This window comes from Thermodesulfobacterium sp. TA1, from assembly GCF_008630935.1.
Lineage (GTDB): Bacteria > Desulfobacterota > Thermodesulfobacteria > Thermodesulfobacteriales > Thermodesulfobacteriaceae > Thermodesulfobacterium.
Genome location: NZ_CP043908.1, coordinates 129,795 through 143,847, shown reverse-complemented (window position 1 = coordinate 143,847; position 14,053 = coordinate 129,795). Strand labels below are relative to the sequence as shown.

The 14,053-nt window shown below is 38.3% G+C and carries 14 protein-coding genes; 12 read left to right on the top strand and 2 right to left on the bottom strand.

Annotated elements, in window-relative coordinates; genetic code table 11:
- Positions 1-5: 5 nt before the first annotated feature.
- Both F1847_RS00665 and secA read right to left on the bottom strand, forming a co-directional pair.
- Complete coding sequence (locus tag F1847_RS00665) at positions 6-233, bottom strand: hypothetical protein (protein WP_150071191.1); 228 nt, start codon at positions 231-233, stop codon at positions 6-8.
- Positions 220-2,976 carry a preprotein translocase subunit SecA gene (secA, locus tag F1847_RS00660; RefSeq protein WP_150071190.1) on the bottom strand — a complete coding sequence of 919 codons (2,757 nt, stop codon included), beginning with the start codon at positions 2,974-2,976 and terminating at the stop codon, positions 220-222. Before secA ends, F1847_RS00665 begins: the two co-directional genes overlap by 14 nt.
- A gap of 112 nt (positions 2,977-3,088) precedes the next feature.
- Here secA and truD point away from each other — a divergent pair, with 112 nt between their 5' ends.
- From truD to rfbD, 12 genes are all read left to right on the top strand, one after another.
- Positions 3,089-4,258: a tRNA pseudouridine(13) synthase TruD gene (truD, locus tag F1847_RS00655; protein WP_150071189.1), complete on the top strand. Its 1,170-nt coding sequence runs from the start codon at positions 3,089-3,091 to the stop codon at positions 4,256-4,258.
- Entirely contained in the window at positions 4,239-5,198 is a 960-nt protein-coding gene (gene waaF, locus F1847_RS00650) for a lipopolysaccharide heptosyltransferase II (protein WP_150071188.1), read from the top strand. Before truD ends, waaF begins: the two co-directional genes overlap by 20 nt.
- Positions 5,199-5,580: 382 nt before the next feature.
- Positions 5,581-5,667 (top strand): hypothetical protein, encoded by an 87-nt coding sequence (locus tag F1847_RS09475; RefSeq protein ID WP_150072738.1) that lies wholly within the window; start codon positions 5,581-5,583, stop codon positions 5,665-5,667.
- A gap of 792 nt (positions 5,668-6,459) precedes the next feature.
- Positions 6,460-7,257, top strand: coding sequence for an ABC transporter permease (locus F1847_RS00640; protein ID WP_150071187.1), 798 nt, complete (start codon positions 6,460-6,462; stop codon positions 7,255-7,257).
- Positions 7,254-7,946 carry an ABC transporter ATP-binding protein gene (locus F1847_RS00635; protein WP_150071186.1) on the top strand — a complete coding sequence of 231 codons (693 nt, stop codon included), beginning with the start codon at positions 7,254-7,256 and terminating at the stop codon, positions 7,944-7,946. Before F1847_RS00640 ends, F1847_RS00635 begins: the two co-directional genes overlap by 4 nt.
- A complete protein-coding gene (locus F1847_RS00630) occupies positions 7,894-9,036 on the top strand; it encodes a capsular biosynthesis protein (protein WP_150071185.1) in 1,143 nt (380 codons plus the stop codon). The genes F1847_RS00635 and F1847_RS00630 overlap by 53 nt, the downstream gene beginning before the upstream one ends.
- On the top strand, positions 9,033-9,452 hold the full coding sequence (locus F1847_RS09175; RefSeq protein WP_168194225.1) for a hypothetical protein: 420 nt from the start codon (positions 9,033-9,035) through the stop codon (positions 9,450-9,452). The genes F1847_RS00630 and F1847_RS09175 overlap by 4 nt, the downstream gene beginning before the upstream one ends.
- Complete coding sequence (locus F1847_RS00625) at positions 9,365-10,735, top strand: polysaccharide biosynthesis/export family protein (RefSeq protein ID WP_150071184.1); 1,371 nt, start codon at positions 9,365-9,367, stop codon at positions 10,733-10,735. Before F1847_RS09175 ends, F1847_RS00625 begins: the two co-directional genes overlap by 88 nt.
- Positions 10,736-10,773: 38 nt before the next feature.
- Positions 10,774-11,670: a glucose-1-phosphate thymidylyltransferase RfbA gene (gene rfbA, locus F1847_RS00620; RefSeq protein WP_150071183.1), complete on the top strand. Its 897-nt coding sequence runs from the start codon at positions 10,774-10,776 to the stop codon at positions 11,668-11,670.
- Positions 11,660-12,226 (top strand): dTDP-4-dehydrorhamnose 3,5-epimerase, encoded by a 567-nt coding sequence (gene rfbC / locus F1847_RS00615; RefSeq protein ID WP_150071182.1) that lies wholly within the window; start codon positions 11,660-11,662, stop codon positions 12,224-12,226. The genes rfbA and rfbC overlap by 11 nt, the downstream gene beginning before the upstream one ends.
- Positions 12,227-13,216, top strand: coding sequence for a dTDP-glucose 4,6-dehydratase (rfbB, locus tag F1847_RS00610; RefSeq protein WP_150071181.1), 990 nt, complete (start codon positions 12,227-12,229; stop codon positions 13,214-13,216).
- A complete protein-coding gene (gene rfbD / locus F1847_RS00605; protein ID WP_150071180.1) occupies positions 13,213-14,043 on the top strand; it encodes a dTDP-4-dehydrorhamnose reductase in 831 nt (276 codons plus the stop codon). The genes rfbB and rfbD overlap by 4 nt, the downstream gene beginning before the upstream one ends.
- The last annotated feature ends 10 nt before the right edge of the window (positions 14,044-14,053 follow it).

The following is a 14,053-nucleotide window of genomic DNA, read 5'->3' as shown; positions in this document are numbered from 1 at the left end:
AACCTTTATTCAGGTAATTTTAACTCAATCTCTTTAGGGGGAGGAGGAGTTTCTCCTCCTTCTGGCTCTTCTATAAGAGGTTGTTTCATAAAGTCTTCAACCGATAAAAAAGGCTCTTTTGCTGGAGACGGAAAATCCCCCAACACCTCTAAAATAAGGGTCATGGTATTACCGCATTTTAAACATTGTGTATACTCTTCAGAAAACACATAACCACATTTAGGACATTTCACTTTTTCCCTCCTCTTCTAAGTTTTTACCGCAACATTTTTTATATTTTTTACCACTACCACAAGGGCAAGGGTCGTTTCTTCCCACCTTTTGCACCCTTACTGGTTGAGATTTTTCAGGATTTGTCTTTTCTTCAAAAACATCCTCTCTTTTGTATTCAAGCTTCTGAGTATCTACCTCTTCCTCTAACTCAAGCACCCCTTCTATCTCTGACGCTTCTTTTATTTCAACCCTAAAGAGATAAGAAAGGGTTGTCTCTCTTATCTTTCTCATAAGTTCTACAAACAGATGAAAAGCCTCTCGTTTATACTCTTGTAACGGGTTTTTCTGCCCATAACCCCTTAAGCCTACACTATCCCTAAGATGGTCAAGCATCAACAGATGTTCTCTCCATAGATTATCTATCGTATTTAACAAGAAATACTTTTCAATAGCCCTCATGTTATCAGGTCCGATGACCTTTTCCTTATTCTCGTAAAACTCTAAAAGGGTATTTTTCAAAAATTCTAAAACCTTTTCTTTAGAATGTTTCCCTTCACCAAAGGTTACATTAAAGGCAAAAATCTCTTTTACCCTTTCTACCAAACCTTTTAACTCCTCATGAGTAAGCTCCTTTCTTTCTATAAAAGCCTCTTCTACCAAATCGTTTGTCGTCTCTTCTATCATTGAAAAAATCCAGTCTTTTACAGAATCACTTTTCAACACCTCTTTTCTTTGAGCATAAATAGTTTCTCTTTGTTGGTTCATAACATCGTCATACTCAAGAAGATGTTTTCTTATCTCAAAATGATAGGCCTCTACCTTTTTCTGGGCTTGTTCTATAGCCCTTGACAACCAAGGATGCTCTAAAGGCTCTCCTTCAGGAAGCCCTAACTTTTCTATAAAACCTTTAAGCTTATCTGAACCAAAAAGACGTAAAAGTTCATCCTCTAAGGAAAGGAAAAACTTAGAAGCCCCTGGATCTCCCTGTCTTCCTGCCCTACCCCTTAACTGATTGTCCACTCTTCTCGATTCATGTCTTTCTGTGCCTATAACGTAAAGTCCTCCTAAGGCTTTAACTTTTTCTGCATCTTTTTGACATTCTAAATATCTTTCGTATAAAACTTTAGCCCAATATTCTTTATATTTTTCTGTAGGGTCTATCCCTTGTTTAGCCATGGCTAAAACTTCGTTCCAAGCTCTCTCATCTATTTCAGAAAGGTCATATCCTTCAGCCTCAAGTTGAGCCTTAGCTAACCCTTCAGGATTACCTCCTAAAAGGATGTCTACCCCTCTACCAGCCATGTTAGTTGCTATAGTAACCGCATAGGACCTACCTGCTTGAGCGATGATGGCTGCTTCTTTTTCGTGATGTTTAGCATTAAGCACTTGATGAGATATTTTCTTTTTCTTTAACATCTTAGATAAAAGTTCGCTTTTTTCTATGCTGGTTGTACCTACCAAAACCGGTCTGCCTTGCTTGTAGGCCTGTTCTATCTCTTCTACCACTTTTTCAAACTTTTCTTTCTGAGTCCTGAAAACTACATCAGGGTAGTCTATTCTTATCATAGGTTTATGAGTTGGTATCACCACTACGTCTAAGTTATATATCTGTTTAAACTCTGCAGCCTCAGTTTCAGCGGTTCCGGTCATTCCTGCTAATTTTTCGTACATCCTAAAATAGTTTTGAATGGTAATCATCGCTAAGGTCTGGTTTTCTGCTTCTATCCTTACCCGCTCCTTAGCCTCTATTGCCTGATGAAGTCCATCACTCCATCTTCTACCTGGCATAAGCCTTCCGGTAAACTCGTCTACGATGATAATCTTGCCATCCTTAACCACATAGTCTACATCCCTCTTAAACAGATGATGAGCCCTTAAAGCTTGATGTATGTGATGCACTAATCTAACATAACGAGGGTTGTAAAGGTTTTTTATTCCCAATAATTGTTCGCATTCAGCAATCCCCTCTTCGGTTAAAGTAGCGTTTTTAGTCTTTTCATCTACGGTAAAGTGTATATCCTTTTTGAGCTTTCTGACGATTTCGTCTACAAAATAATAAATGTCCGTAGATTCTTCAGAAGGACCCGAGATGATAAGCGGGGTTCTTGCTTCGTCTATCAAGATGGAGTCTACCTCGTCTATGATGGCATAATGATGACCTCTTTGCACCATATCTTCTAAGGAATACTTCATGTTATCACGAAGGTAGTCAAAACCAAATTCACTGTTAGTTCCATAGGTAATATCACACTGATAAGCCTTTTTACGCTCTACCTCATCCATTTGATTTTGTAAATATCCTACGGTAAGACCCAAAAACCGATAAACCGGTCCCATCCACTCGGCGTCTCTTTTGGCTAAGTAATCGTTTACCGTAACGATGTGAACCCCTTTTCCTGTTAAAGCGTTAAGATAGGCAGGAAGAGTAGCTACTAAAGTTTTACCCTCACCTGTCTTCATTTCCGCGATCTTTCCTTGATGTAAAACCACCCCTCCGATAAGCTGAACGTCAAAGTGTCTCATACCCAAAACACGTCTTGCTGCCTCTCTAACCACAGCAAAAGCTTCGGGTAAAAGTTCGTCTAAGCTTGCCCCTCTTTCTATCCTTTCCTTAAACTCTATAGTTTTTCTGGAAAGAGCCTCATCAGAAAGCTTCTTAACCTCTGGTTCTAAACTGTTTATCCTGTCCACGATAGGTCTTATTTTCTTTAATTCTCTTTCGTTTTTAGTGCCTACAATCTTTGACAAAAGCTTAGTAATCATTCCCTTCCTTTTCCTCCTACTAAAAAATATTTACTTAAATTTAATACTTTTTAAACATAAAACAAGCATCTTACTAAAACCTCACTTCTATGATATATTGGAAAAAGCTATGATGAAAATCAAAGAAAGCTTAGAAGATTTTATCGTCTCTGAGGTTGCAGAAATCTTTCCAGAAGGAAAGGGTGAATTCTCTTTATATTTATTAAAAAAATACAACATCTCTACTTGGGATGCTTTAGGGAAGATAGCCAAATTCATTCGCATTTCGATGAACTCTATAGGATTTGGGGGGTTAAAAGATAAAAAGGCTATAGCTCAACAGTTTATCACCATCAAAAACGGTCCTAAAAAAGACATCAAAACCAAAGAATTTGAGTTAATCTATTTAGGGCAAACCACCAAACCTATGTCAAAAGACCTTCTTTTAGGTAACCGTTTTGAAATTAGAGTAAAAAACTTTCGTGTAGAACCTAAACGATTGGATAAAGAAATAGAGTTAGTAAAAAAATACGGATTAGCTAATTATTTTGATGACCAAAGGTTTGGTTCAGTAAAAACCTCTAAAGAGTTTGCTGCTAAGGAAATCATTAAAGGTAACTATGAAAAAGCCCTTTATTTAATGTTTGCCGAAGCCAGCCCTGTAGAAATAGAAAAAAACAGAAAACTTAGAGATTGTCTTAAAAAACATTGGGGTGACTTTAAAAAATGCTTAGAGTTTGCCAAATTGAGTTGGGAGAAAAACCTTTTTCAATTTTTGGCAGAACATAAACCCTCTAAACGCACCTTTAAAAGGGCTTTGAACTTAGTAGACCAAGAATATCTCTTTTTTCTTGGAAATGCCTACCAGAGCTTTCTTTGGAACGAAATCTTAAAAGAAATCCTGCAAAAACTTGGACTTAACCATTTTAAAGCCCCTTATCTTTTAGGCGATCTTTTCTTTTACCGAGAGGTCCCCGAGAACAAATGGGAAAGTATAAAAACCCTAAAACTACCCCTTCCTTCCCCTAAACTTAGGTTTGATAAAAACAGCTCTTCTATAGACATCCCAAAATTCTACGAAAAGGTCTGCCAAAAGGAAGGACTTGAAAATGTTTCTCAACTAAGAAGTTTTATCAAAGGCTTGGTTTTCAAGACCTATCCCAGACCGGCGGTTATCTTTCCAGAAAATTTAGTTTGGGAAAAACTAACCGACGATGAGGTAAAACTGATTTTCTTTTTAGAAAAAGGGTCTTACGCCACCTTGGTGGTGAAGAGGCTGTTTTATGGTTATACGCATTCCTAATTGGTTAGGGGATGCCTTGATGGCAACCCCTGTATATCACAACCTCTGTCAACATGAAAAAATTTATCTCTTAGGACCTCAGTCTATCGTAGACCTTTTCAAGTTTTTCCCCAACACCGAAGTTCTTTATTATGAAAAAGGCAACTTCAAGAAAAACCTTAATCTTCTAAAACCTTTTAACCACCAAACAGGGCTTCTTCTTACCAATTCCTTTTCCTCTGCCTGGCTGTTTTTTAGGGCTGGACTAAAGGAAAGATGGGGTTATGCCAAAGATTTGAGAAGTTTTCTATTAACCAAAGCAGTCAAACCACCTAAACTAACCCTTCATCAAAGGGATTACTACCTTTATCTCTTAGAAGCTTTAAAACTTCCTTGCAACCACAGAGACCTTTCTTTGCCCTTAGGGAAAGAGGCTATAACTAAGGCTAAAAATTTTTTAAAAGGGCTGGAAGAAAAGCCTTTTATCATCCTTGCCCCTGGGGCAGCCTACGGACCGGCTAAAATGTGGCCTAAGGAATACTACCAAAAACTTGCTAAAAACTTAGTAAAAAAGGGATGGACGGTAGTGGTTGCAGGGGGAGAAAAAGAAAAAAACGTAGGAGACTTTATCCAAACAGAAGTAAAAGAAGTGTATAACCTCTGCGGAAAAACCGACTTAATAACCGTAGCAGGTATGTTTGCTTTAGCTGAAGCAATAGTTTCTAACGACTCAGGGCTTATGCATCTTGCTGCTACTCTTAAAAAACCTCAAGTAGCCCTGTTTGGGTCTACAGACCCCGAAAAAACAGGCCCTTTAAACCCCAAAGCTATAGTTTTACAGCACAAAATGCCCTGTAATCCTTGTTTTAAAAGAACCTGCCCTTACGGGCATTATAAATGCTTAAGTTCTATCTCAGTAGAAGAAGTTATAGATGCCTTAGAAAGGTTGATAAAAAGATAAATGGCTGGGGGAGGAGGACTCGAACCTCCACTCGTGGATCCAGAGTCCACTGTGCCATCACCGAAAGCCTGTAAAATAAAGGCTTTTAACACCTGACCTCCTGCCACACCACTTAACCACACCACACATCACCTCCTAACCTATTAGAAACAAGATTAATGTATGTATATACAAAAATCAAGTTTCTGTATTGCCGAAATACAGGGAAATATACTGAACCCCATAAGGACTGGACACACCAGAGTTGTAGAGGTTAAACTCTCTTGTTAGGTAGGGATAAAATATTAAGACAGGAGGTGTGAGATGAACAGAGGTAATGGACGGCAGAGGAAAAATTAACAATATTCCTTGAGGGGCTAAAGGAAAAAGGTCAGTAGCTGATATATGCAGGGAGCATAAAATCAGCCAAACCTTATATTACCGATGGAGGGATAAATTTCTTGAAGCTGGCAAAAAAAGGACCTATTAAAAACAAGATAGAGGCAATAGAGATGCTTAAGAAAGCTTGATATACGATTAGAGCTGCCTGTAAGGCTTTAGGAATATCAAGGGAGAGCTTTATGCTGCCAAAAAGGTAAAGGTTGTTGAATGGTTAGCAGAAAGTCCAAAGGATGAAGAACTTTTGAGGAGGATAAAGGCGATAAAACCAGAGCATCCTTTTTGGGGACATAGGCAAGTTACCGCCTGGTTTAAGTTAGAGAGGGTTTAAAGATCAATCACAAAAGGGTTTATATGCTCATGAGAGAGCATAGATTACTTGCCACGCAGACAGTTCATAAGGTGAAGAGGACAGCTCAAGGGAGGAAACCAAGGGCAGAGAGACCGAGACAGTATTGGAGGAAATTGGCTCAAGGTGTGAGGGGTAGAGGGCTTAAGCTTATAAGTTACAATGACTCTCAGCTAACAGCGGCTTCTTTTATGAGAGATATGGCAACACTTGTCATAGAGCAGATATTCAAATAGTTTACTACAATCCAAAGGGCAATGGAGAATACTGAGAGAGTCAAAAGCCTGATAAAAGAAGAGGTCATCTGGCTTAATGAATTTGCGACCTGACCTCTACAACCTTAGGGTATAAAAACTGTCTTGACAAATGGGGTACAATACAATAAACTCAAGGAGATTAAGAGGATTTAATGAAATTGAATTGGGGAACTACCATGCCTTTCTCGAAAAATTTTTTAAACAATAAAAGAGACACTATGATATTGACTTTTGAGGTATTTACATTATAAAAAAATTTAAAAATTTATTATAGCTTATGCTTAAAGAGATTAAGCAGTTACAAACCGTTGTTTTTGCTATATTTTTGAGAGAGCTTAAAACCCGTTTTGGCAAGTATAGGCTTGGATACCTTTGGGCTGTGCTTGAGCCTCTTTTAACCATTACGCTCTTTGTTGGGATCAGGGGAATTTTAGCAGGCTCTTTAAGAGGAGGAGCAGACAAAATCATATATCATGTGGACTATCCCTTATTTCTCGCTGCAGGAATCATCCCCTTTTTTATGTTCAGGCATACTGTCAGTCAGGTAATGAACTCAATTGAGGCTAACCGAGGGCTCTTTGCCTATCAACCTGTAAAACCAATAGATGCTATGATTTCAAGATGGATACTTGAGGGGGTTATTTTTGTTTTTTTATGGGTTATCGTATTTTCTATTCTCCATTTTATTGGGTTTAGAACAGAAATAAAAGACCCTCTTGGGTTGATTTTTCTTTATCTTCTTTTTTATTTTTTCTCTCTTGGCATAGGAATTATCTTTTGTATTGTTGTAAACATCTTTGACGAACTTAGAAATTTTGTCCCCCCTTTTATGTTATTCCTTTTTTTCCTTTCTGGAATATTTTTTTCAATAAATATGATCCCTCAAAAATTTCAAATCTATTTGCTATGGAATCCTATCCTTCATTTTATAGAACTTAGTAGAGAAAGATTTTTCCCTTTCTATCAAGCAGATGTATGTAGTTTTGAATATATAATAGTTTCTACAGCTATTTCGCTATTTTTAGGACTTAGTCTTTACAGGCTAAAAATAAGAGAGGTGCTTGCTTCAGAATGATTGAGCTTGTAAACCTTACGAAATCTTATCGCACAAAGTTTGGAAGGCACTATGTTTATAGAAACGTGAATGCAGTTTTCCCGGAAGGTAAGAATATAGGAATTATTGGGCCAAATGGAGCTGGGAAATCTACTCTTTTAAGACTCATTGGAGGAATTGATTATCCAGACAGTGGTTATATACTTACCAATAAAAAAATTTCCTGGCCTGTTGCCTTTTCCGGCGGTTTCCAGGGAAGTTTAACAGGGAAAGAAATCGTTAAGTTTGTTTGTAGAATTTATGGTGTAAATGGTGAGATCAAAGAAATAATAGACTTTGTTCAAAACTTTACCGAACTTGGTGACTATTTTGAAATGCCCATCAAAACTTACTCAGCAGGAATGAAGGCAAGGCTTGCCTTTGCATTAAGCATGGCATTTGACTTTGATTATTACCTTATAGATGAGGTTACTGCAGTTGGCGATAGCAACTTTAAAAAGAAGTGCGATCAAATTTTAAAAGAAAAGCTTAAAAAATCAAACGTGATAATTGCTTCACATAGTATAGAACTCGTGAAAAGATTTAGTGATATAATAGCAATACCATACCAAGGTAATTTAATTTTATTTACTAACATTGGTGAGGCGGTAAAGTTTTATGAAGAGATTAGAAATTCTTCAGCAATTCCAGAACTGGCAAAAAAACAATAACTTAAAAGAAGTTTTTAAGAACTACCCTCTTTTCTTTTTAATGGTTGTATTACCTATTTTCCTTGTTAGTTTCTATTATCTTTTTATAGCGTCAGACAAATACGTGAGCGAAGCAAAAATCACTATAAAACAAACAGGTCAACCCACAACTTCTTTTAATATTCCCTTATTCGGCATAGGTAATCCTGTTTCAAGAGAAGACGCAATGTATTTAAAAGCATACATTTTATCGTATGATATGCTTGATTATCTTGATAAAAAGCTAAATCTTAAGAAAATGTATCAAAGCAAAGATATTGATTTTATTTCGAGACTTTCTTCAGATGTGAGTCACGAAGAATTTTTAAAATATTATCAAAAGCACATAGTTAAGATAAGTTATGATGATATATCTTCAATCCTTACCATACAAGTTTTTGCTTTTAAACCTGAAGATGCAAAAATGATTGCTGAGGCAATTCTTGAGCAATGTGAAAGGTATATTAATGGTATATCTCATAAAATTGCAAGAGAACAGATGAATTTTATTGAACAAGAACTTGCTTACGCAAATCAAAAGATGCAAAATGCTAAAAATACGCTTCTTAATTTTCAAAATACTTACAAGGTTCTTGATCCCACTCAGGAAGCCCAAGCTTCAGCATCTTTGGTTGCCCAGTTGGAAGTTCAACTTGCGCAGCAGGAGGCGCAGTTAAGAAATTTGCTAACCTACTTAAATGAAGATTCCTTTCAAGTTCAGGCTCTTAAAAATCAAATTAAGTCTTTAAAGGAGCAAATAGAAAAGGAAAAGTCAAAAATGATAGGGGGAGACAGGAAGCTAAATAAGCTTTTAGCTCAGTACTTAGAGCTTAAGCTCAACGTTGACTTTGCAGTTGATGTATACAAGGCAACACTTTCCGCATTTGAAACCACGAGAGTTGAGGCATCAAGAAAGTTAAAAAATCTTGTCGTAATTTCTTCACCCAACTTACCAGACGAAGCTCTTTATCCAAAAAGAGCTTACAACATAGCTTTAGCTTCCTTACTAATTCTATTATTTTACGGAATAACAAAATTAGTTATAGGTATAATTAAGGAGCATAGAATATGAAAACTTTAATTCTTACAACTTTTTTTATTTTTGTAAGTTTAGTTTTTTCTGTTTGTGCTCAACAGCATTTTCCAACTCAGATTATTCAACAAATAGCTCCATTTAAAGTGCAACAACCTGAACAAGGACAACCTCAGACTGTTCAACCCCAAGCTCAACCACTCCAGGTTCCTTCTCCTGCTTTAATACCACCAGCACAACTACCACAACCTGTTCAAATAACAGTGTTTGGTGAACAACTTTTTCTTGGAAGATTTGCTACAGAGCAGTTTGCTGGTTTTAATCCAGATTATCAGATTGCAATTGGTGACATAATTACAGTAAGGATATGGGGGCTTTTAACTACGAAGGTAGTCTCACGGTTGACCCACAAGGAAACGTATTTATACCCCATGTTGGTCCAATTAAAGTTTTAGGAATTAAAAATGCTGAGCTCAACGATTATATCGAGCAAGCAGTAAGAAAGGTTTTTAAGAGAAACGTAGGTGTTTATGCCTCCTTAGAGACCTCTGTTCCTGTAAAGGTTTTTGTGACAGGTTTTGTGAGAAATCCTGGACTTTATGGTGGACTTTCTTCTAACTCTATTCTTTACTACCTTGATCGGGCAGGAGGTATTGATCCTCAACGAGGGAGCTTTATTGACATTACTATTCTCAGAAACAATCAAGTGAGGGCTAAAGTAAACCTTTACGACTTTCTTCTAAACGGCAAGCTCAGTTTAATTCAGATGGCAGATGGAGATGTAATCTTCGTTGCTCCAAAAAAGAGTTCCTTTTCTGTATCAGGAGTGGTTTATAATCCCTTTCAGTTTGAATTCGAAGGAGAATTCATCACCGGTGAAGAAGCGATGAAACTTGCAAAACCTAAACCAGAAGCAACTCACATAACCATTACCAGAAAACAAGGCCTTGAAAAATATACTGAGTATTATTCTATTAATGAGCTTGATAAAATTAAAATTTACAACGGGGATGAAGTAACTGTTCTTTCCGACAGGTATCCTGGGACGATACTCGTAAGGATTGAAGGCGCTCATTCAGGACCCCATGCATTAGTATTACCCTATGGTGCTAAATTAAAAGACGTTTTACCAAGAATTGTTCCCAATGTAAGGAGTAACCTTGAGGCGATTCAACTGTTTAGAAAGTCTGTTGCCCAAAGACAAAAAGAGATGATACTTGCATCTCTCCAGCAACTACAAAGTTACGCATTAACAGGGAGAGCTGAAACTCAGGAAGAAGCCACTTTAAGAACTAAGGAAGCAGAGTTAATCATGAGGTTTGTTGAAGTGGCTAAAAATGTTGAGACAAAAGGACAAGTAGTCCTTGGATCTCTTGAAGAAGCAAAAGAAATGCTTCTTGAAGACGGAGATGTTATTGTTATACCAGAATACAAATCTTTCGTCATGGTTCACGGTGAGGTAAGATTCCCAAATGCGATAATTTATACACCTGGAAAAGACGTTGATTATTACATTAAGCAAGCTGGTGGTTTTACCCAACGGGCAAACAAAAACGTTGTGATAGTGCTTCATCAAAACGGAAAATTTGAAGAGGGTGAAAAGGCAAAAATAGAGCCGGGAGATGAAATATTTGTCCTACCGAAGATTGAGGCAAAAAGGATAGAAATTGTAAGAGGGATAACGCAGATACTCTATCAAATTGCAGTTTCAGCAAGAGTTTTACTGTTAGCCTGGTAAAAACATAGTGTATTACATAAAATGGAGCGTTTTGCAAAATGGTTGGAGTATTATTAGCAGGGGGCTCAGGGACAAGACTTTATCCGGTCACTCTAACCGTCAACAAACACTTTTTGCCCATATACAACAAGCCAATGATCTACTACTCCCTTTCCCTGCTTATGCTTGCTAAGGTAAGAGATGTCACAGTAGTGATCAATCCTCAGGATAAGGATAAGTTTGTGGGTCTGCTTGGCTATGGTGAAGCACTTGGCATGAATATCAAATACACTTCCCAGCCAGAACCCCTTGGACTGTCCCATGCGGTAAAGATCGCCTGCGAAAACCTTGAGGAAAAGGACTGCTCCTTAATGGTGGTGCTTGGGGACAACATTCTGTACGGACATGGTTTGCAAGAGGTCTTAGAAAAAGCTAAAGACCACGTAATAAACAACGGCGGAGCTTATGTGTTTGCCTACCACGTGTCTGACCCAAAGAGGTTTGGCATAGTGGAGTTTGACGAGCAGGGTAACGTCCTGAGCATAGAGGAAAAACCCGAACATCCAAAGTCCAGCTATGCGGTAATCGGTGTTTATATGTTTGACTCTACTGTTTCGGAAAAGCTCCAAAGGGTAAAACCTTCTGCGAGGGGAGAATACGAGATCACGTCCCTTCTTGAAGAGTATTTAAAGGAAAGAACTCTTAAGGTTAGTCTTCTTGGAAGGGGTTTTGCTTGGTTTGATGCGGGAACACATGATAGCTTCCTTGAGGCAGGGGAGTTTGTTTCTACCGTAGAAACCAAAACGGGTTTAATGATAGGCAGTGTTGAAGAGATCGCCTACAGGAACGGTTGGATAGACCGAGAACAACTTCTAAAGCTTGCCAAAAGGTGCGCAAAAACTAAGTACGGAAAATATCTAAAAGCTTTGGCGGAGGAAGAAATCCATGCCTTTTGAATTTGAACCCTTACAGATTCCTGAAGTAATACTGATTAAACCAAAGCTTTTTTCCGATGACAGAGGATTCTTTCTTGAAACCTATAAAAGGTCCGACTTTGAAAGGGCAGGAATTGGTTTTGATTTTATTCAGGACAACCATTCTGGGTCCAAGAAGGGAGTTTTGAGAGGTCTACACTATCAAAAGCGTCCTGCGGTTCAAGGAAAGTTGGTAAGGTGCATAAGGGGTGTCATATTTGACGTTGCGGTGGATATAAGGATTGGAAGTCCCACTTTTGGGAAATGGGTAGGAGTCTATCTTTCGGAAGAAAACAGGCATATGCTTTGGATTCCACCTGGTTTTGCCCATGGATTTTTGGTGGTGTCCGATTATGCAGAAGTGATCTACAAAGTCTCCCACAGCGAATATTCACCTACTCATGATGCGGGTATCTTGTGGAACGATCCAGACATTGGCATAGAGTGGCCCACTAATCTTGTGGAAAGGGTGATTCTTTCCGAAAAAGACGCAAAGCTACCAAAACTAAAGGACCTTTCAAAGGAGGACTTACTGTAAATGAAGATTCTAATTACAGGTGGAGCAGGTTTTATAGGTAGTGCCTTTACAAAGTTAGCGGTAAAAAGGGGGATGGAAGTTGCAGTTTTAGATGCTTTAACCTACGCCGGAGACTTAGAAAGGCTTCGCGAAGTAGAAGGGCAGTATGTGTTTTATCATGCGGACCTAACAGATAGAGAAAAGGTATTTAACATCTTTGAAGACTTTAGACCAGAAGTTGTAGTTCATTTTGCTGCAGAAAGTCATGTAGATAGAAGCATACTTGACCCTTTAAGGTTCGTAAGGTCAAACGTGGAAGGCACTTTAAACCTCTTAGATGCTTCAAAGGAGTTTAAAGTCGAAAGATTTATCAACATATCTACCGATGAAGTATACGGAGAGTTGGGGGATGATGGACAGTTTACCGAGGAGTCGCCCTTAGCTCCCAATTCTCCCTACTCAGTGAGTAAAGCCTCAGCAGACATGCTTGGACGGGCTTACTACAGAACCTACAAACTACCTGTAATAACCCTTAGACCTTCAAACAACTACGGTCCATGGCAGTATCCGGAAAAATTTATTCCTGTAGTCATTTTAAGAGCCTTAAAAGATGAACCTATTCCAGTTTACGGAAATGGTTTTAACGTAAGGCAGTGGCTTTATGTGGAAGACTGTGCATCTGCGGTGATGGTAGCGATAGAGAGAGGAAAAGTAGGAGAAATATACAACATACCTGGACCAGATGAAAGAAGAAACATTGAGGTGGTAAAGACAATACTTAGGTTGATGGGGAAGCCGGAGAGTTTAATAACCTTTGTTAAAGACCGCCCTGGGCATGACTTTCGCTATTTCATGAGCTTAGACAAAGTAAAGAGAGAGCTTGATTGGGAACCAAAGGTAGGGTTTGAAGAAGGTATTAAGGAAACCATAAAGTGGTATATAAACAACTTAGAATGGGTAAAAAAGAAGGAAAGAGAGCTTTACGACCTTTGGGAGAAGGTTTATAAATGAGGTTTTTAGTAGTCGGTGCAGGCGGACAGCTTGGAAGGGAGTTTTCAAAGCATTTATCTTTACAAGGTTTAGAATTTTTAGCTTTAAAAAGATCAGATCTTGACGTTTCACGATTTGACGACGTTTATCGTTTAGTAAGAGATTACAGGCCAAAGGTGGTTATAAATTGCTCAGCATACAATCAGGTAGATTTAGCAGAAACCGAAGTTATAAAAGCTTTTAGTGTAAATGCCGTAGGACCTTACAACTTAGCCATAGCTTGCAAGGAAGTTAAAGCAAGGCTTGTCCATTATTCCACTGACTACGTCTTTGACGGGACAAAGCAAGGGCTATACACCGAAGAGGACGCTCCAAACCCTTTAAGTCAGTATGGAAAAAGCAAGCTCTTAGGGGAGGAGTTAATAAAACAGGTTCTTGAGGACAGTTATTTGATCTTTCGTGTAAGCTGGGTTTACGGAGAGGGGACTCAAAACTTTATCTACAAGCTTTTGCAGTGGGCAAAAGACAGAGAGGTATTGCATATAGCCTTTAACGAAGTTTCAGTGCCAACCTACACAGGATTTATAGTAGAGAAGACTCTAAAAGCTCTTGATAAGGGCTTACATGGACTTTACCATCTTGTGCCAAGAGGTTATACCTCTCGCTACGAGTGGGCAAAGCTTGCTCTAAAGCTTTTAGGAATAAACAAACTGCTAATCCCGGTGCAAAAGGAGATCTTTAATCTTCCTGCCAAAAGGCCAGACTTTTCTGCCATGAGCTGTAAAAAAATAGAAAAAGAGCTTGGAGAAGAGTTTGAGGAGTGGATGGAGCTGTTTAAACAAGTGTAAGGAGGTATAA